This window comes from Flavobacterium agricola, from assembly GCF_025919725.1.
Taxonomy (GTDB): Bacteria; Bacteroidota; Bacteroidia; order Flavobacteriales; family Flavobacteriaceae; genus Flavobacterium; species Flavobacterium agricola.
The window spans coordinates 568,703-588,236 of record NZ_CP081495.1; the positions used below are offsets into that span (position 1 = coordinate 568,703).

The 19,534-nt window shown below is 32.8% G+C and carries 19 protein-coding genes and 1 pseudogene; 13 read left to right on the top strand and 7 right to left on the bottom strand.

Going from position 1 to position 19,534, the window contains the following annotated elements; translation table 11 throughout:
• Positions 1-10: 10 nt before the first annotated feature.
• From K5I29_RS02785 to K5I29_RS02800, 4 genes are all read right to left on the bottom strand, one after another.
• On the bottom strand, positions 11-670 hold the full coding sequence (locus tag K5I29_RS02785; RefSeq protein ID WP_264435155.1) for a YggS family pyridoxal phosphate-dependent enzyme: 660 nt from the start codon (positions 668-670) through the stop codon (positions 11-13).
• A gap of 98 nt (positions 671-768) precedes the next feature.
• On the bottom strand, positions 769-1,989 hold the full coding sequence (locus K5I29_RS02790; RefSeq protein WP_264434336.1) for a DUF1015 domain-containing protein: 1,221 nt from the start codon (positions 1,987-1,989) through the stop codon (positions 769-771).
• 172 nt (positions 1,990-2,161) lie between these two features.
• Complete coding sequence (locus K5I29_RS02795) at positions 2,162-3,052, bottom strand: 3-hydroxybutyryl-CoA dehydrogenase (protein ID WP_264434337.1); 891 nt, start codon at positions 3,050-3,052, stop codon at positions 2,162-2,164.
• A 46-nt stretch (positions 3,053-3,098) separates the two neighbouring features.
• Positions 3,099-4,064 carry a Gfo/Idh/MocA family protein gene (locus tag K5I29_RS02800; protein ID WP_264434338.1) on the bottom strand — a complete coding sequence of 322 codons (966 nt, stop codon included), beginning with the start codon at positions 4,062-4,064 and terminating at the stop codon, positions 3,099-3,101.
• Positions 4,065-4,219: 155 nt separating this feature from the next.
• Here K5I29_RS02800 and K5I29_RS02805 point away from each other — a divergent pair, with 155 nt between their 5' ends.
• The 9 genes from K5I29_RS02805 (at position 4,220) to K5I29_RS02845 (ending at position 12,372) form a co-directional block, all read left to right on the top strand.
• Complete coding sequence (locus tag K5I29_RS02805; RefSeq protein ID WP_264434339.1) at positions 4,220-4,861, top strand: protein-L-isoaspartate(D-aspartate) O-methyltransferase; 642 nt, start codon at positions 4,220-4,222, stop codon at positions 4,859-4,861.
• Between the two features lie 196 nt (positions 4,862-5,057).
• On the top strand, positions 5,058-6,461 hold the full coding sequence (gene lpdA, locus K5I29_RS02810; RefSeq protein ID WP_264434340.1) for a dihydrolipoyl dehydrogenase: 1,404 nt from the start codon (positions 5,058-5,060) through the stop codon (positions 6,459-6,461).
• 143 nt (positions 6,462-6,604) lie between these two features.
• Positions 6,605-7,441 (top strand): DMP19 family protein, encoded by an 837-nt coding sequence (locus K5I29_RS02815; RefSeq protein WP_264434341.1) that lies wholly within the window; start codon positions 6,605-6,607, stop codon positions 7,439-7,441.
• Positions 7,442-7,647: 206 nt separating this feature from the next.
• The gene (locus tag K5I29_RS02820; RefSeq protein WP_264434342.1) at positions 7,648-8,013 is read left to right on the top strand and encodes a hypothetical protein; all 366 of its coding nucleotides are present in this window, start codon (positions 7,648-7,650) and stop codon (positions 8,011-8,013) included.
• A gap of 42 nt (positions 8,014-8,055) precedes the next feature.
• A complete protein-coding gene (locus K5I29_RS02825; RefSeq protein WP_264434343.1) occupies positions 8,056-8,424 on the top strand; it encodes an MmcQ/YjbR family DNA-binding protein in 369 nt (122 codons plus the stop codon).
• A gap of 1 nt (position 8,425) precedes the next feature.
• Positions 8,426-9,430, top strand: coding sequence for a metal-dependent hydrolase (locus tag K5I29_RS02830; RefSeq protein ID WP_264434344.1), 1,005 nt, complete (start codon positions 8,426-8,428; stop codon positions 9,428-9,430).
• A gap of 47 nt (positions 9,431-9,477) precedes the next feature.
• Positions 9,478-10,779 carry a hypothetical protein gene (locus tag K5I29_RS02835; protein WP_264434345.1) on the top strand — a complete coding sequence of 434 codons (1,302 nt, stop codon included), beginning with the start codon at positions 9,478-9,480 and terminating at the stop codon, positions 10,777-10,779.
• Between the two features lie 39 nt (positions 10,780-10,818).
• Positions 10,819-11,349, top strand: coding sequence for a hypothetical protein (locus tag K5I29_RS02840; RefSeq protein WP_264434346.1), 531 nt, complete (start codon positions 10,819-10,821; stop codon positions 11,347-11,349).
• Positions 11,350-11,415: 66 nt separating this feature from the next.
• Complete coding sequence (locus tag K5I29_RS02845; protein WP_264434347.1) at positions 11,416-12,372, top strand: phosphoribosylaminoimidazolesuccinocarboxamide synthase; 957 nt, start codon at positions 11,416-11,418, stop codon at positions 12,370-12,372.
• A gap of 36 nt (positions 12,373-12,408) precedes the next feature.
• Here K5I29_RS02845 and K5I29_RS02850 read toward each other — a convergent pair whose 3' ends face one another.
• Positions 12,409-12,930 (bottom strand): DUF7935 family protein, encoded by a 522-nt coding sequence (locus K5I29_RS02850; protein ID WP_264434348.1) that lies wholly within the window; start codon positions 12,928-12,930, stop codon positions 12,409-12,411.
• Between the two features lie 115 nt (positions 12,931-13,045).
• Between K5I29_RS02850 and K5I29_RS02855 the strand changes: the two genes are divergently transcribed.
• From K5I29_RS02855 to K5I29_RS02870, 4 genes and pseudogenes are all read left to right on the top strand, one after another.
• Positions 13,046-14,224 carry a hypothetical protein gene (locus K5I29_RS02855; RefSeq protein WP_264434349.1) on the top strand — a complete coding sequence of 393 codons (1,179 nt, stop codon included), beginning with the start codon at positions 13,046-13,048 and terminating at the stop codon, positions 14,222-14,224.
• Between the two features lie 60 nt (positions 14,225-14,284).
• Positions 14,285-16,630: pseudogene (locus K5I29_RS02860) on the top strand (ATP-dependent helicase).
• A gap of 7 nt (positions 16,631-16,637) precedes the next feature.
• Positions 16,638-17,339 carry an L-threonylcarbamoyladenylate synthase gene (locus tag K5I29_RS02865; RefSeq protein WP_264434350.1) on the top strand — a complete coding sequence of 234 codons (702 nt, stop codon included), beginning with the start codon at positions 16,638-16,640 and terminating at the stop codon, positions 17,337-17,339.
• A 26-nt stretch (positions 17,340-17,365) separates the two neighbouring features.
• On the top strand, positions 17,366-17,911 hold the full coding sequence (locus tag K5I29_RS02870; protein ID WP_264434351.1) for a HutD family protein: 546 nt from the start codon (positions 17,366-17,368) through the stop codon (positions 17,909-17,911).
• On the opposite strand, the gene K5I29_RS02875 is transcribed toward K5I29_RS02870, so the two are convergent.
• The gene (locus tag K5I29_RS02875) at positions 17,908-18,606 is read right to left on the bottom strand and encodes a Dph6-related ATP pyrophosphatase (protein ID WP_264434352.1); all 699 of its coding nucleotides are present in this window, start codon (positions 18,604-18,606) and stop codon (positions 17,908-17,910) included. The genes K5I29_RS02870 and K5I29_RS02875 overlap by 4 nt on opposite strands.
• Positions 18,607-18,723: 117 nt before the next feature.
• Positions 18,724-19,233, bottom strand: a complete 510-nt coding sequence (locus tag K5I29_RS02880; RefSeq protein ID WP_264434353.1) for a hypothetical protein — start codon at positions 19,231-19,233, stop codon at positions 18,724-18,726.
• Between the last annotated feature and the right edge of the window lie 301 nt (positions 19,234-19,534).

A 19,534-nucleotide genomic window follows, 5' to 3' on the forward strand; every position in this document is an offset into this window, starting at 1 on the left:
AGCTGTTTTTTTATCGTGAACCAAAAATATTACTACCAATGCGTACCATATTGCTGCCGCAAGCTACAGCTAGCTGGTAATCACCGCTCATTCCCATAGATAGGAAATGAAAATCAATATTAAAGGTTTTTATATTTTTATGTTTATTGAATAATTGGTTTAAAAAATCGAATTCGGCTTTTATTTGTTCCTGATTATCAGTAAAAGATGCCATGCCCATTAAACCTGCTATGTTAATGTTTTTAAGCGTTGCAAGTTCCGGGCTTTCTAAAAGCTCGATTAATTCACTTTCGTTTAAGCCAAATTTAGTTTCTTCTTGCGCAATAAATACCTGAAGTAAGCAATTAATTGTGCGGTTGTTTTTTAAAGCTTGTTTGTTTATTTCTTTCAATAATTTTAAGCTATCTACCCCGTGAATTAAATAAACATACGGTGCCATGTATTTTACCTTGTTGGTTTGTACATGTCCAATCATATGCCATAAAATATCTTGCGGCAACTGCTCAAACTTTTCGGTCATTTCCTGAATTTTGTTTTCACCAAAATGACGCTGTCCAGCTTCATATGCTTGTTGTAAATCGCTTACGGGTTTGGTTTTAGAAACAGCAACTAAAGTTACGTTAGTTGGTAACGTATCTTTTACCTGTTTCAAATTGGTTTGAATTGACATAATCATAAATAATTATTGTAAATACAAATTTAGTTTATATTATTATATTTTAATCGCTTGAAAACTAAAATGTAAACTTTACAAGCGTTGCGTTTTCTTTAAATTTCGTAAATAATTACGCCGTTACAAAATTTAGGTTCAATGTACGTACTTTTTGGCGGCATAATTAAATGATTGTCAGCGATTTGTTTTATTTCGTTAATGTGTACGGGGTACAACATAAAAGCAACTTCAAATTGACCAGAATCTACTTTTTCTTTTAATTGCGTAATTGATTTTGTTCCTGGTAAATATTCAATGCGATCGTCATTACGTAAATCACCAATGCCTAAAATAGGATGCAAAACCGTATCGTATAATATTTGCGCATCTAATTGATTTAAAACGCCTTGCATTTGATACGTTTCCTTTTTTAAAGTTAAGGCATAAAAGGCCCCGTCTAAATACATACCAAACTGAAACTTTTGAGTAGGATTCCAAATTTCTTGTCCTTTTGGGGTTACAATAAAATGTTTTTCTAAAAGGTTTAAAAATTCCTGTTTGCTGTGGTTGTTTAAATCGTGAATTAATCGATTAAATTCGTAAATTTTAACATTATCATCAGCAATTAAAAAACTCATAAAATATTTTAAGTTTTCGTTGTTAGTTTCTTTATCCTGATTGTATAGCATTTCTGCGGATGCCGATCGGTGATGACCATCAGCAATATAAAGGTTTGGAATGGTGCTGAACTTTTGCGTTAACCAAGCAATGTCGGTTGGAGCTGCAATGCGCCAAACAATATGTTTTTCTTTTTTATGAGTCGAAAATTCATAAATGGGTGTATTTTGCTTTTGATCAGCTAACCAGGTATTTAGTTCGGTTTCGTTAGGATAGGTAATAAGTACGGGTTCGGTATTAAAACCGGTTACGTGCAAATAATCTTTAAACATATCTACCCGATATTCTAACGTGTTTTCGTGTTTTTTGATTACGTTGTTTTGATAATCTTCTATGCTAGTTCCGCAAAGAATACCGGTAAAGGTATTTTTGTTGGATTGAATTTCGTAAATGTAAAAAACCGGATCGGTTTCTTGTTTAAAAACAGCATCTTTTTTAAAATCTAGGTATTTGTTGCGCACCATTTTAAATCGCTTTTCGTTGGTGATTTTTTGTTGTAGCGCGTACCCAGGATTAATAATGTGCAAAAAAGAATACGGATTAAAATCTAGTTGCGCGGCTAATTCGGCTGGAGAATAGTCGTCGTAAGTACGTGCGGTAACTAAGCTAACTTTATCTGCTGTGGGTCTGACAGCTTTAAACGGAATAATTTTTGCCACTGATAATAGATTTTATTTACTGTTTTAGCTATTAGCTCCGACTGAGAAAATAGCTTTGAAAATTTAATTTTAAAATTAGAAACGAAAACGGAATCTTGTTTATTAGATATCTGAGCGTTTACTACTTTAAAACCTTAAAAAAACCTGCAAAACGAATTTTGCAGGTTGGGATTTATTTTTTGAAAAAATCGGAAACTTTTTCTGCCTTTTTACTTTGTGCATAGTCGTAAAAACCTTCGCCTGATTTTACGCCTAATTTACCTGCTTGAACCATGTTTACTAACAACGGACATGGTGCGTATTTTGGATTTTTAAAACCGTCGTACATAACGTTTAAAATAGACAGGCAAACATCTAAACCAATAAAATCGGCTAATTGTAACGGTCCCATTGGGTGTGCCATGCCTAGTTTCATTACGGTATCAATTTCTTCAACACCTGCAACGCCATTATATAACGTTTCGATAGATTCGTTAATCATTGGCATTAAAATACGGTTGGCTACAAAGCCCGGATAATCATTAACTTCAACCGGAGTTTTAGCTAATTTTTTAGACAGTTCCATGATAATGTTAGTTACTTCATTCGTGGTGTTGTATCCGCGAATAATTTCTACCAACTTCATAATCGGCACCGGATTCATGAAATGCATACCAATTACACGTTCAGGATGTACTACAACCGAAGCAATTTTGGTTATTGAAATACTTGAGGTGTTTGAAGCTAAGATTACGTTATGATCACAAACTTCGCTTAAGGTTTTAAATATGTTTAATTTTAGGTCAACATTTTCTGTAGCAGCTTCTACCACTAAATCTACTCCAACTACACCGTCTTTAATATCAGTATATGTTATAATGTTACCTATGGTATCAATCTTGTCTTGCTCAGTAATGGTACCTTTTGTTACCATTCGTTCTAGATTGTTGGCAATAGTTTGCATGCCACGCTCAATTGCTTTGTCTGATATGTCAATAAGCTTAACTGTAAATCCAGATTGTGCAAAGGTATGAGCAATTCCGTTGCCCATGGTTCCTGCACCAATTACTGCAATAGTTTTCATGATTTAATTTGTTTTTTAGTTTTGAAATATAACAAATAGTTTTTAATTATTTGGAGTAGGATTCTATAATACGATATGCAATTTCTAATGCTTTTGTACCTTGTTCTAATGTTACCACTGGTTGGGTGTTGTTGTTAATCGCATCAGCAAAGGTTTCTAACTCGTCTAAAATTGCATTGTTAGGTTCTACCGTTGGATTGTCGTAGTAAATTTGTTTTTTAACGCCTTCGGCATTTTGTAAAATTAAATCAAAATCGCCCGGAACTTCTGGCGCATCTTTCATTTTTACTACCTCACAAATTTTATCTAAATAATCAACAGATATATAAGCATCTTTTTGGAAAAAACGAGCTTTACGCATGTTTTTCATTGAGATGCGGCTTGATGTTACGTTAGCTACGCAGCCGTTTTCAAATTCAATGCGGGCGTTACAAATATCTGGAGAATCAGAAATAACTGCCGTTCCTGAAGCATGAATAGATTTTACTTCAGAATCTACCACGCTTAAAATTGCATCAATATCATGAATCATTAAATCTAAAACCACAGGCACGTCGGTACCACGCGGATTAAATTCGGCCAAACGATGCGTTTCAATAAACATAGGATTGTTTATTTTTTCGCGTACGGCTTTAAAAGCTGGATTAAAACGTTCTACGTGCCCAACTTGCCCTTTTACTTGATGTTGTTTTGCTAATGCAATTATATTTTGTGCTTGCTCAATTGTTGTTGCAATTGGTTTTTCTATAAAAATATGTTTACCTGCCGTAATGGCCTGAACTGCACATTCGTAATGGTTTAAGGTTGGGGTTACAATATCAACCACATCAACGGCTGCAATAAGCGCTTCGATAGATGTGAATCGGTGGTAACCAAATTCTTCAGCAACTTTAATTGCATTCGATTCAATAGGATCGTAAAAGCCGACTAAATTATATTTTTCAGATTGATTTAAAAGTCTTAAATGAATTTTTCCTAGGTGACCGGCACCTAAAACGCCAATTTTAAGCATAAAAAAATATTTTGTAAACAAATGTACTATATAAAAAAGGTAGTTACCAAATAAAAAAGCGAAGAATTAATATTTAAAATTCATCTAAAATGGGTTTAAAGTTGCAATATCGCAGGTAAGCGCTTATTTTTGAGCTGAAATTTATTTATTGCATTTTGAGAGATACCACGAAACATTTAGGACGACGCAATCAGTTAGTAAATTTGTTGCAGCAAAAAGGAATTAAAGATTTGCGCGTGTTAGAAGCTATTCGTAGCGTTCCGCGACATTTGTTTTTAAATTCGAGCTTTGAAGATATTGCTTATTTAGACCGTGCTTTTCCTATTGGATCTGGTCAAACCATTTCGCATCCTTATACAGTAGCTTTTCAGTCTGAACTTTTAGAGGTGAAAGATGGAGATAAAATATTAGAAATAGGTACCGGTTCGGGCTACCAAACCGCTATATTATTAAAGTTAGGCGCTCGTGTTTATACGGTTGAACGCCAAAATGAGTTGTATAAAAATACGGCTAAAATTTTTAATCAGTTGCACATTCGTCCAAAAATTTATTCGTTTGGCGATGGTTATAAAGGCATGCCCAACGAAGCACCTTTTGATGGTATTATTGTAACCGCTGGCGCACCTTACGTACCGGAAGCTTTGTTGTTGCAATTAAAAATAGGAGGAAGGTTGGTAATTCCGGTAGGCGATGAAATACAAATCATGACGGTATTGGTTCGCGTAAGTGAATCGCAATTTGAAAAACACGAATTTGGTGATTTTAAATTTGTTCCGTTGTTAGAAAATAAAAATTAGGTTGTCAATCTAGTAAATAAGTAGATTTAAAATTATACAATTTGTTTTTTACAGGCTCTTTTTTTTACGGATTATAAAAACACACGGTTTTACTTCTCCTTAACAAAATAAATAGCATTTATAGTACAATTGGAAAAACAAATGCGTATTTTTGTATCACAAAAAAACAAAGTTACATATCAAAAATAAAAATACTATGAGTTCATTTGACGTAGTTGTTATCGGATCAGGTCCTGGTGGATACGTAGCAGCAATTCGTTGCGCACAATTAGGAATGAATACTGCTATTATTGAAAAATATTCAACTTTAGGCGGTACATGTTTAAACGTAGGATGTATTCCTTCAAAAGCTTTATTAGCTTCATCTCACCACGTAGATGAAATTAAACACTTTGCTGATCATGGAATTGAATTAGCTGGTGATTTTAAAGTTGATTTAGAAAAAATGATTGCTCGTAAGCAAGCAGTTGTAGATCAAACTTGTGGTGGTGTTAAGTTTTTAATGGACAAAAATAAAATTACAGTTTTTGAAGGCGTAGGTTCGTTTGAAAATGCAACTACAATTAATGTAACTAAAAATGACGGTTCTGTTGAGCAAATTACGGCTAAAAATACCATTATTGCTACCGGATCTAAACCATCAACTTTGCCATTTATTACTTTAGATAAAGAACGTGTAATTACATCTACAGAAGCTTTAAAATTAAAAGAAGTTCCAAAACATTTAATCATTATTGGTGGTGGTGTTATTGGTTTAGAGCTTGGTCAAGTTTATTTACGTTTAGGAGCTCAGGTTTCTGTAGTAGAATATGCAGATCGTATTTTACCTACTATGGATGCAGCGGTTTCTAAAGAATTAACAAAAGTGCTTAAAAAAGCAGGTATGAAATTTTATACTTCGCACAAAGTACAAAAAGTAGAACGCCAAGGAGAAACTGTTTTAGTTGAAGCATTAAATGCTAAAGGAGAAGTTGTTTCTTTAGAAGGTGATTATACATTAGTAGCAGTTGGTCGTCGTCCATACACAGACGGATTAAATGCTGAAAAAGCTGGAGTAAAAATTACTGAAAGAGGACAAGTAGAAGTTAACGATCACTTACAAACAACTGCTGCAAACATTTATGCAATTGGTGATGTGGTTCGTGGTGCTATGTTAGCTCATAAAGCTGAAGAAGAAGGTGTTTTAGTTGCTGAATTTTTAGCTGGACAAAAACCTCATATTGATTACAACTTAATTCCTGGTGTAGTTTATACATGGCCAGAAGTTGCTGCTGTTGGTAAAACAGAAGAGCAATTAAAAGCTGAAGGAAAAGAATATAAAGCAGGACAATTCCCATTCAAAGCTTTAGGACGTGCTCGTGCAAGTGCTGATTTAGATGGATTTGTTAAAATTTTAGCTGATAAAAATACTGACGAAGTTTTAGGGATTCACATTGTAGGTGCTCGTGCAGCAGATTTAATTGCTGAAGCTGTAGTTGCTATGGAATACCGTGCATCAGCAGAAGATATTTCTCGTATGTCACACGCGCATCCAACGTTTGCAGAAGCGATTAAGGAAGCTGCTTTGGCTGCAACAGAAAATAGAGCTTTACACGTATAGTTCAATATAAAATAATGATTTGGTCGTTTAGTTCTGCTAAACGACCTTTTTTTATGGTAAAATTTAAAATAATATTTATATTTACTTCTATACCTTTAAGGATTAACCTTATTGCTTATTCCCGTTTTTTTATTTCATAGCCAATGAAAAATGAACTTATTAGTAAAATTGCTGATTGGCACGAACAAGACAATCACATAAATATTATTCAAGCTTTGCTACAAATACCCGTTCAGGATTTGAACTTTGAGCTGAAAGGATATTTAGGTCGCGCATATAATAATATATCCGAGTTTGATAAAGCCTTAAAAGTTTTATTAACCGAAGAAGTTTTAGGTAAAAATGATTCACTTTGGAACTACCGAGTAGGTTTTGCTTATTATTATAAAAATGAATTCGAAATGGCTTTTTATTACTTTAATAAAAGTGCTTTGTTAGGTGATGAAGCAGCCAATACATTTAAGCAATGGTGTTTTAACGAAATTCAATTTAAAAAATGGTATCGCTTAACGGTTGATACGATTGAATTTTTATCACAACATAACGGCGATTGGAATTTGTTGTCTGAAAATAGGCAAGAATTAGTAGCGCTTTATTTGTTAGAAGATGAAGTAACTGCGCTTGGTTTTTTACACTTTTTTAGCAACTGGGGATACAGCTGTTATGTTAATGCTTATAAAGGATTAATCCGTTTAGGATACCCAAAATGTGCGCAAGCCATTAAAAAACAGTTTGAGCTTATTAATGCGATGCAATACAATCGGGATGCAAATACAATTTTAGATATTCCGACTTTGTTAAGCATTTCAGATCAAGATAAAATAAAAGCTTTAGATAAGGTTTATAAAAAAAATAACGAATTTTTACCAGAAAAAGTTATTGCTTATTTTGAAGACGAATTGTTGACTAAAAAAATGTCAGACAAAAAAGAAAAAGTTAATGTTTTGTATCTAAATTTGGACTTAGATACCAAACATTAATTATCATTTTTATTGTTATCTATGAGCGGTAGTAAATTTAGGGTTACAAATCCGATATGAATTACATCGATTGTTTCCAAAGTATTGGTATTTAATTAAGCAGCACGATTTTTTAAAATTTTATGCAAGTTTTATTGCTAACAAAACACCAAAATTAGATAAAAGCTGTATTTTTACATACAATCAACCATTATTTAGTTCATAGTATGAAAAAATTCTTAATTCCTTTGTTTATAGTTATCTTTTTAGCCTTGGCCGGAATTGTATATTATAAATATTATTTTGTTTTTGGAGAAGGTGTTAAATCGGGCTATTTAAATTATGCCGTTAAAAAGGGAAATGTTTTTAAAACTTACGAAGGTATGCTAATTCAAGAAGGATTTGGCGGTACCAAAAAAGGGCAGTTTTCAAGTTACGAATTTGAATTTTCTGTAGTGGATAAAGAAATTTTTGAAGTACTTGAAAAAAATAGCGGTAAAGTTTTTGACTTACGTTACAAAGAATATCACAACGCTATTCCGTGGCGTGGTAATACCGCATATATTGTAGATTCTATTTTAAGCATGAAATAAACAGTAACCCTCAGTTTTATGAGGGTTTTTTTATCAGTAATTATGGATTTAGTTCAATTTATAGATTTGGTTCAAAGTTTTGGTTCGGTAACGTATGATACGCCTTTTGATGAAAATACTTTGGTATTTCGAATAGGGGGTAAAATATTTTTACTTACTGATATTGCACAATGGGATAGTAATGAACCGCGAATGAATATTAAAGCATTACCCGAAAATGTTGAAAAATACTTGGCCAACTATTCTTTTGTTGAACCAGGATATCATATGAATAAAAAACATTGGGTAACGGTAACCGTTAACCAAGTTTCATCGCAGAACTTGTTAAAACAATGGATTCATGATTCGTACAACTTAGTGTTTAACAGCCTTACAAAAAAATTACAAGCCGAATTGTTGGAAAATAAATAAAATGGATTCATTAACACAAATTGCTGTCGGAATTGCTACGGCCGAACTTTGCTTAGGTAAACAACTTAAAAATAAAGCTTTTTTATACGGTGCCGTTATTGCAACCTTGCCCGATTTAGATATTTATTTAGGTAAGCTGTTCGATCCTATTACGGCTATTGCTATGCATCGCAGTTTCAGTCATTCCATATTATTTTTTTTATTAGCATCGGTTCCCATTGGTGCCATTATGTTTAAGCTCGAAAAAGGCCATGTAAAGCTTTTTCAAGCCATAAATGCCAGCTTTTTTATACTATTTACCCATTCGTTGCTTGATGCATTTACAACTTGGGGCACTCAAATATTTTGGCCATTGCCGTATCGTGCAGCCATAAAATCCATTTTTGTGGTCGATTTTTTCTATACCATTCCATGGTTAATTTTTTTGTTTTTAGTTTACAAAAATAGCAATCCAATAAAACGAGCTAAATGGCTTAAAATTGGTTTTGTAATTACTTCTTGCTATTTACTTTTAGGTATTGTATTAAAAATTTACGTTACTCAGCAGGTTAAAAATGCATTGCATGGTCAAAATATTACGTATACCAAAATTATAGTAAAACCAACCTTTAGTAATGTTGTTTTATGGAACATTAATGTAATGACCAACGATGCATTTTTATTAAGTGATTTCTCTGTATTTGATGCCCAACCAATGCCTTTTAAAAGCTATGATCGAAATTTGTATTTGGCAGAACCGTACCAAATGCAGCCGGTTTATAACCAATTGGTAAATATTTCTGAAGGATGGTTTACCTTGCAACAAACAGAGCAAGGCATTTTGTTTAACGATTTGCGTTTTGGCTTACTAAAAGATGATGCCACGAAGCCGCAATTTGCTTTTAGCTATAAATTGATGGAATCTGAGAGTGGATTAACTGCCGAAGAATTGCCTAAAGATAATCGCGATGGTAAAGCTTTACTTCAAAATTTATATAACCGCATTTTTACTTCCGTAACACAATAAAGTAAGAAAATATTAGTTAAAATAGTGTCTGTTTTGATGAATATTTTATGGTTGTTCTTACTCGTGTTGAACAATTACAAGATTGTTTAACCCAATTAAAAAAAGCACTTGCTAAAAATAAAAAATCCGATCCAAGTATTATAAACTTGGGCAATCGGGCTTTATTTCTTTTAGATGAATTGCTGAGCGAGAATCCTTATGATTTTAAGTTGCGTTTGCAACGCGTACAATTAAATTCAGATTGGTTGTTTCATGATTATGAATCGGTTTATAAAGATGCTGAATTTATAGTAAATCAGGCACCTTACAACCAACATAAGTTAGAAGGTTATACGTGGATGCAATGGGTAGTTGCAAAAAAAGCTGCACCTATAAATCTTATTCAATTATTAGAAAATAAGCTTATTGATATTCATTTAATTGCAATGCCTTTGCATCAAAAAGATGCTGTTTTAGCTAGCACTTTTTACGATTTAGCAAAGGCGTATTTAGAAATAAATCAGGAAAGCTACGCTTATCAATTACTTGGATCTTCATTTTTACACGATCCGTATAGCAGCGATCGTAATTTATATTTAGGCTTGTATTTTTTAAAACAGCAAGAATTTAAAACAGCAGAAATGTATTTGTGGTTTCATTTTTTATGGGCCAATCACACATCAAAAACTAAAATTTTAAAATATGGTGTGATATTAAATCAATTGTACGAAAATCAACAAATAAATAATGCACCAAATTTAATTGCTTTGCTTTTTGCTATTATTCGCAACAATAAAACTTCTTTTGGTTGTATTACTTTACCCGATTTTTATAACAAATATGGAGATAAATTAAAATATGAAGCCGCTCGATTTCCATCCAATTCTAAACTTCAGGCTGTTCTTGCTAATACGTATTTTTTAGATTTTCAGAAATATGAAAAAGCCTTTTGTTATTATCAGCAAATGTTGGCGGGTGATGATCCGTATTTTCAATCTTACGTAGTTCGTTATTTTGAATGTGCTAAGCTGTTACATGCCGAGCCTGAAAATTTATTAGGAAATCATATTCCTGAATTAAAACCTCAAAACGCAATCAGCCAGTATTACATTGGGCAACATTTGTATGATTTGTATTTTGAAACTCAGAACGAAGCTTTTTTAAAAAAGGCTGAACTTTATGTAAAAAGCTGTTACGACGTTATGAGCGCGTATTTTAAAAATAACCAAGGTTCGGGTTATTTTAATTCGTTGGTTTATTACGATTGTGTTTGTTATTTGTACGGACAAATTTTAACTACTTATGCACAATTTTCTGAAGATGCAGAACAGCAACAACTTTTACTAATATGTGCTGCATCGGTTTATTAGGACGGATTTTTAATTCAGTACGAAAGTCAAAATTTAGAATTGGCTTTAGCAACCGCAAGTAAAGCTAATAATATAGATTTGTTTTTATTTTATATAAAACAACTAACGCAAATAGAAGCTAACATTACTTTAAAAGCCAATATTTATAAATTAATTTACCTGCAAAGCTTTAGGTTGGTTGAAAAGCAAGATCTCAATCGATTAAAAAAAACGTATAAATTAGTTACAAGCTTAGAACAGCGTTTTGGAATTACTGCGGTAGATGAATTGGAAATTTATGTAAACTTAGCTTTCGATTTTTTTACTTTAGCAATACAGCAGAAGCAATATACAGCCTTTGTTTACAGTGAAAGTCAGCGTTTGCTTAAAAATAAAACCATCAAATCCATCTTTAAAGATATTTATGGCGCGTTACATTATTATTTAGGTTTTTGTGCTGCCGAACAAGGACAAATAGTAACGGCCAAAAAATATTATGAGATTGCCTTAAAAGCCTTAAAAAATAGAACAGACGAGGTTTTTATTACCTTGTACCAACAAGCTTTTATAGCGCATCAGGCATTAAAATAAGCCCAACTAATCTTGTATAAATTCGTAACAAGTTTGTATATTTGATGCTTAAAACACACAACAATTATGCAAACAATAACTACAACCAATTTTACCTTTCCGGGGCAAAAAAACGTGTACCATGGTAAGGTAAGAGAAGTTTATACCATTAACGATGATTTATTGGTTATGATTGCTACCGATCGTTTATCTGCGTTCGATGTGGTTATGCCAAAAGGAATTCCATATAAAGGCCAAATTTTAAACCAAATGGCAACAAAATTTATGCAAGCTACGCAAGATATTGTTCCGAATTGGTTATTAGCTACGCCAGATCCTAACGTTGCTGTTGGGCATTTGTGCGAACCGTTTAAGGTTGAAATGGTTATTCGTGGATATTTATCTGGCCATGCAGCTCGAGAATATGCAGCTGGAAAACGTGAGCTTTGCGGTGTAATTATGCCCGAAGGAATGAAAGCTAACGATAAATTTCCTACTCCAATTATCACCCCATCTACAAAAGCTGATTTAGGCGATCATGATGAAGATATTTCTCGCGAAGAAATTTTGGCTAATGGTATTGTTAGTGAAGCTGATTATTTAGTTTTAGAAAAATATACACGTGATTTGTTTCAGCGTGGTACAGAAATAGCGGCATCTAAAGGATTAATTTTAGTTGATACAAAATACGAATTTGGTAAAACCAAAGAAGGTAAAATTGTTTTGATTGATGAAATTCACACACCAGATTCATCACGTTATTTTTATGCTGATGGGTATCAAGAACGTCAGGAAAAAGGAGAAGATCAGAAACAACTTTCTAAAGAATTTGTTCGCCAATGGTTAATTGCTAACGGATTTCAGGGTAAAGAAGGGCAGCAAGTTCCAGAAATGAACGACGAATATATTGCAAGCGTTTCGGAAAGATATATTGAATTGTACGAAAAAATTATGGGCGAAAAGTTTGTAAAAGCAGACGTAAGCAACATTACAAATCGAATAGAAACGAATGTAAATCAGTTTTTAAATGAATATTACAAATAAAACAAAAGCCTTTAGGAATTCCTAAAGGCTTTTGTTTTATCCAATAAGTTGGCTTACTTCGTTTTTTATATACAACAACGCTAAGTTGGTTGATGTTTCGTTTTCGGTTGCTATGTTGGTTAAAATTAAGGTGCGTAATTCGTCTGCGGTTTCAACCTTTGTGCTTAAATGTCTAAAGTTTGAAATAATAGCATGTTTAGATTTGCTAATTATTTGCCAAGCTTCTGGGCTCATATAAATTTGTTGTGCCAAATTGTGTTCAAATTCATTTTCTATGGTTTGAATTAGCATGTTAGCATAATTGGTCGGATTCTGGTCCATTGGACTAATACGCAAAACTAATTTAGCTGGGTTGGTTCGTTCTAAAAAAATAGTCATACGTTCGTACGCCTGAAGTTTTAAAGGCAACACATCTTTTTGTGTACTTTTTAGTAAATGGTAACGCCTTCTGTTTTCTTCATTATCTACGTGCATTTTAAAAAAGTAATAGGCAACGCCGCCTGTAAGTAAGGCTGGTAAGCAGTACATAATGATTTCTATAATTTTAGAAGTATTCATTGCTTTGTATATTTAGTTTGAAACAAAAATAATATTTAATTTTAGATTTAAAAATAAGTAAATTAACACCAAATATTACCTTTTTTTCTTGTTATATTTAAGTTTTATAAAAGTTATGAAGCATTGTTTAACGCTGTTTTTTTTATTTAGTTTTTTTATCGGATTAAGCCAGAGTTCAGAAACTTATATTTTGGTTAAAAACAGCACGAACGATTTACCTATTGCTAACGTTCAAATTTTAGCTATTGCAAGTAAACGAGCTGGTAAAACCAATGAAGCTGGTGTTTTTAGAGTAGTAAGCCCTAACGCTTTACAGCTTGAGCTTTCGCATCCGGAATTTGTAACAGTGCATTTAAATACAGAGGTTTTAACCGAAACGTTTAATATCATTTATTTAGATCCGTTACCTGCAACACCTTATTTGCCTTTTGTTCCAGCTTTTAGTTCTTACGATGTTTTGTCGCATTTAATTCAAAATTCTAAAAATAAAATTGCTCAATCCAGTTTATTACAAGCTTATGTGTTAGAATTTTTTAAGTTAGATTCAATTTTAACCAGTTTTAATGATGGCGATTTAAATTATTATATTAACCCGAAACGCAAAGGCGTTACAACAGATATTGTTATTAATCAGCATCGTTTTGAAAATGTTTTAAAACAAACGTCAGATCAAGAAATTATGGGGTTTAATTTAAATACGCTGTTAGAAAATGCGTATAATTTTACTTACTTAGAATCTTTTTTAAATAAAAAACACCTAGAAAAATATCAAATTTCGTATTGGCAAGATGCTGTAAACCCGGAACTAAATAAAATAAAATTAGATCCGCTGCCTACAACGGTCGAAGCTTTATTTGCCATCGAAATTATTTACGATGAAAAACACATGTTAATTAAATCTTTTTCCGGACAAATTCCGAAAGATTTAATTGCTTATTCGCAACCCAAAAATCGCAAACGTGAAAAACAACGTTTGTTGCAAACAGCGTTTGATGCCCGTTATGCAGTAGGAGCAAACCTGTATCATTTAACCTTTTTAACTGAAAAAATAAAGGTTCGTAAAAATTTAAAAAACAACGAAAGGCATGATTTTGAAGTGCTTAATTTTTTAGATGTACAATCGGTTAGTTATCCGCAACCTTCGTATTCTAAGTTTCATGAGTTTCGTCAAAAATCATTAAATAAATTACCCTCAAAATTTTATAATTATTATTGGGAAACAAGTAAGCAATTACCTTTAACAACAAAACAAGAGCAATTTATTCAACCTAAATTATTGCCTTTAGAAAGATAAGTAAAAGGCACAGCTTGTTAATTTTTAATATTGTAATTTTGTAAAAAAGAAAGTAAACCAATGCAACATTATATAGATCAGTTGAACGACGCACAACGAGCTCCAACTTTACAAAAAGATGGGCCTATGATTGTTATTGCCGGTGCCGGATCTGGAAAAACAAGGGTTTTAACCATCCGAATTGCTTATTTAATGAGCCAAGGGGTTGATGCCTTTAATATTTTAGCGTTAACCTTTACCAATAAGGCAGCACGCGAAATGAAAAATCGTATTTCTCAAATTGTAGGAGCCAGCGAAGCTAAAAATTTATGGATGGGAACTTTTCACTCTATTTTTGCTAAAATACTACGTATTGAAGCCGATAAATTGGGGTACCCGTCTAACTTCACTATTTATGATTCGCAAGATTCGCAACGCTTAATCGGTCAGATTATTAAAGAAATGCAGTTAGATAAAGATATATACAAACCCAAACAAATTTTAGGGCGTATCTCATCTTACAAAAACAGCTTAATTACGGTAAAAGCATATTATAACAATCCGGAATTAATGGAAGCCGATGCTATGGCAAAACGCCGCGTATGGGCGAAATTTACAACAACTACGTAGAACGTTGTTTTAAATCTGGAGCTATGGATTTTGACGATTTGTTACTTAAAACTAACGAACTGTTAACTCGTTTTCCTGACGTTTTATTAAAATATCAAGATCGCTTTCGTTATATTTTGGTAGATGAGTACCAAGATACCAACCATTCGCAATATTTAATTGTACGTGCGTTATCCGATCGTTTTCAGAACATTTGTGTGGTTGGTGACGATGCACAAAGTATTTACGCCTTTCGTGGTGCCAACATCAACAACATTTTAAATTTTCAAAAAGATTACGACAATGTGCAAATGTACCGTTTAGAGCAAAATTACCGATCTACCAAAAACATTGTAGAAGCTGCCAATTGTATTATAGAAAAAAATACCATTAAGCTAGAAAAAAATGTTTTTACCGATAACGATTTTGGTCCTAAAATTAAAGTACATCGTTCGTTAACCGATTCGGAAGAAGGCCGATTTGTTGCCTCAACTATTTTTGAAGAAAAGATGCAAAACCAGCGTAATAACTCTGATTTTGCCATTTTATATCGTACCAACGCACAATCTCGTGCAATGGAAGATGCGTTGCGTAAACGCGATATTCCGTATCGTATTTACGGCGGATTATCGTTTTATCAACGCAAAGAAATTAAAGATGTCTTAAGCTATTTGCGCTTAATCATCAATCCGAAAGATGAAGAAGCTTTGGTGCGCGTAATTAATTATCCTACGCGGAATTGGCGATACAACTTTAGAAAAATTAAACGTTGCAGCCAATCATTACAAACGTTCTATTTTCGAAATTATGGAACATATTGATAAAATCGATTTAAAACTAGCGTCAAATACACGCACCAAGTTAGCCGATTTTGTTACCATGATTAAAAATTTCCAAGTTATTGCGCAAAATCAAGATGCGTTTTATGTAGCGGAATATGTAACGAAAAAAACAGGATTAATTCAAGAATTTAAAAAAGACGGGACGCCCGAAGGAATTGCTCGTTTAGAAAATATTGAAGAACTTTTAAACGGGATTAAAGATTTTACCGAAGGCCAAAAAGAAATTGATGGCGCAACCGGATCGTTAGGTGAATTTATGGAAGATGTTGCCCTGGCAACCGATTTAGATAATGATACGGGCGATGATGATCGCGTGGCATTAATGACCATTCACTTAGCCAAAGGTTTAGAATTTCCGTTCTGTTTTATTGTAGGAATGGAAGAAGATTTGTTTCCATCAGCCATGTCCATTAATACGCGTTCTGAGCTGGAAGAAGAACGTCGTTTGTTTTACGTAGCGCTAACCCGTGCCGAGCATCAGGCGTACTTAACGTACGCGCAATCGCGTTACCGTTGGGGTAAATTGGTTGATGCAGATCCGTCTCGATTTATTCAGGAAATTGACGAAAGTTATTTGGAGTTTTTAACTCCAACCGAAACCAATTATCGTTATCAACCTAAATTCAACCCTGATATTTTTGGTGATGTAGATAAATCTAAGCTAAGAACAACAAAACCAGTGGCTGGCACACCGCCAAAGTACGTAACCGATCAGGAACAAGAATCGGAGCGAGATATTAGAAAGTTACGTTTGTTATCTAAAACACCACCAACAAATGCTATTGATAAGGTAACTGAAAAAATAGATACCTCGCATTTGGTTGTTGGAGCTAAAATTAATCACGAACGTTTTGGACGTGGTAAAATTTTAAATATTGAAGGTGCTGGAGCTGACAAAAAAGCTGAAATTCAGTTTGAAGTTGGCGGAATAAAAAAGCTTTTATTACGTTTTGCTAAATTAACCGTGTTAGATTAATTGTATTATGGCTCAATTTATTAAAATTTACGAAGATAAACCTAGTGAAGCTGCTATTGATAAAGTAGTTCAGGTTTTAAAAAATGGCGGGTTAATTATTTATCCCACCGATACCGTTTATGGTTTAGGATGCGATATTACCAATACAAAAGCTTTAGAACGCGTGGCTAAAATAAAAGGTATTAAACTAGAAAAAGCTAATTTCTCTTTTGTTTGTAGTGATATTAGCAACATTTCTATGTACGTAAAACAATTAGATACCAGTAGTTTTAAAATTTTAAAACGTGCTTTACCTGGGCCATATACGTTTATTTTAAATAGCGGGAACGATTTACCTAAAGAATTTAAAAAGAAAAAAACAGTCGGAATTCGTGTTCCAGACAATCGCATTGCGCAAATGATTGTACAAAAATTAGGTAACCCTATTGTTTCAACTTCTATTTATGATGAAGATGAGGTTTTGGAATATTCAACTGATCCGGAATTGATTTTTGAAAAATGGCAAAACATTGTGGATATGGTGATTGATGGTGGATACGGATCTAACGTTGCATCAACAATTATTGATTTAACCGGATATGAACCAGAAATTATTCGAGAAGGAAAAGGCGATATTGATATATTTAAAAAAAAGAGCAACTTTGAGGTTGCTTTTTTTTTAGTTTTATATTTTATTCTGCATCATATAACAAGTTTACTTATTTCGTAGTTTTACTTAAAAAAAGCTAACTGCAAATGATTGTTACACATATACGTAAATCAAATCTTATTCCATCGGTCTGGCAAGGCGGAGAAACGTTTGAATATGCTATTTACCCACCAACAAGCACTTATGCTGCGCGTAACTTTTTAGTGCGTTTAAGTTGTGCAACCATAACAAGCATTCCGTCAACGTTTACTCAATTTAGCGGTTACCAACGATTTTTGGTTATGTTAGATAATGAATTGCATATATCGCATAACGGAGTTGCTGAGCAATATAAAAAGCACGAACTATTTACATTTAATTCTAACGCATCAATAACATCAACCAGTTTAGGAAATGATTTTAATTTGATGCTTCGCGAAGATATTTCGGCTCAGGTTACAATTTTTCCTTTTTGCCAAACAAACGTTACCAACAAATTTGCTGTTTTATTTGCTTTACAAGCCGGAATTGTTGTAATAAACGAACAAGAATATGAGTTGAAAGAAACCGATGCTTTATGGATTGAAAATGATTTTAAAACGGAGCTTAACATACAAAGTAATTTTAAAACCGTTTTAGCACTTTGGGATTAACTAAGTTTTGCTTGCCAATAATGAAAGCTTTCTATTTTGCCCGTATCCATTTTAAATTGATGGGTAATTTGTAACGTTTTTTCAATAGTAAATGCTACTGGTTTTTTAAAAAGCGGTCCGTCGTAACTAAAGGTATGATATTCGCCATATTCACCACAAACATCAATGTTTTGGGGTAAATCTTCTAAAAAACTAAAATCGACATCGCGCCCAATAAACGATTGGTTTAATTTATCGGCCTGCGTAACAATAACTTTTGTTTTAATGCCCGATTGTAAAAAATCAGCAAAAACCTGCTCTGATGTTTTACCCCAAAGCGGAAAAATGACCGAAATTCCTAACGGATTTAGTTTGCTTTCGCGGTAGGTTTTAATATCTTCTAAAAAAATATCGCCAAAAATAAAATGCGCAACGCCAAGGTTTTTAAAATGTAAGACAGCTTCTTGCATGCTTTCATCATAAGGTTTTACCTTGTTGTCTAACAAAATAGGATATAACGGAATACCGATGCAATCGGCTTGTTTATGGAGTAAGTTTAACGGAATTGCATGAATGGATGAAGCATTATTACTTGCTTCTACCGTAGTTAGCAAGGCAATTACTTCGTATTCATTTTCTTGTAAAATTTTTTGCAATGCATGCGCAGAATCTTTACCACCGCTCCAATTAAACACGGCCTTTTTTTTGTTTGTCATTTTAATTTAATTGTAAAACAAAGTAAAGTAATTTGCATTAGGTTTACAAAGTTCAGTATGTGGGTTATTAATGGATCTATTTGTAGCAAATAGATTGGTTGGAATAAATAAAAACATTTAGTTATTTTTAAGTTTTTTATAAGCTCTAAGTAAAGTTTTAAGTTGTCGGTTTGAGGTAACATCTAAATCTTTATCAGAAAAATAATGTTTAAATCTAAATTTGCTGTTGTATTTTTTTTGTTGAATTTCCTGATCTATAAGTAAAAGTTCACTTCTTAAAAATTGTTTTTCAGTTTCAAGCGCATCTAATAACGCAAATTTATCTCCAAAATCTCTGCGAAATGTAGTTGTGTTAAACGGAATTGCATTTAAAAGCTGCGTTTGTTTTTTCGATTTAAAATCTAAACTTGTAATCAGTTTAATTGCAAGGGCATCAACTTCGCTTTTTGATAATTCGCTCAAGTTATTAGGAACGATAGATTCAAATTTTTGTTTTTTCTTTTCTTTTTTTGTTGCTGTATTTTTAGGCGCAGCTTTATGATCATCATTTACAGATGCAAATCCACTGCCAAAGCATTTTTTACAAGCAGCATCTAAACCTTGACAAGAGCAAATTTCGGTTTTCATTTATTTGATTTATTAGATATTATTTTTTACGAAAAGAATACAATAGGTTCATAAAAAACAAATCATTCAGTTGTATTTTGAAGTAAAATTTAGGCAAAGGTAATTAACTTATCACGGATTTTTTTATTTAAATGCTATTTATTTGTACGTGTTGTTTTGCTAACTAATCATTTGCTTTCATCTTTTTAAATAAGCATCTTCAGAAAAATTAAGAATCTTAATTAATGCTATTAAATTATTGTTTTGTCTTAATTTAATAAAAACATAACTTTTGTTGGTAATTTTTATATTTTTTCATTGT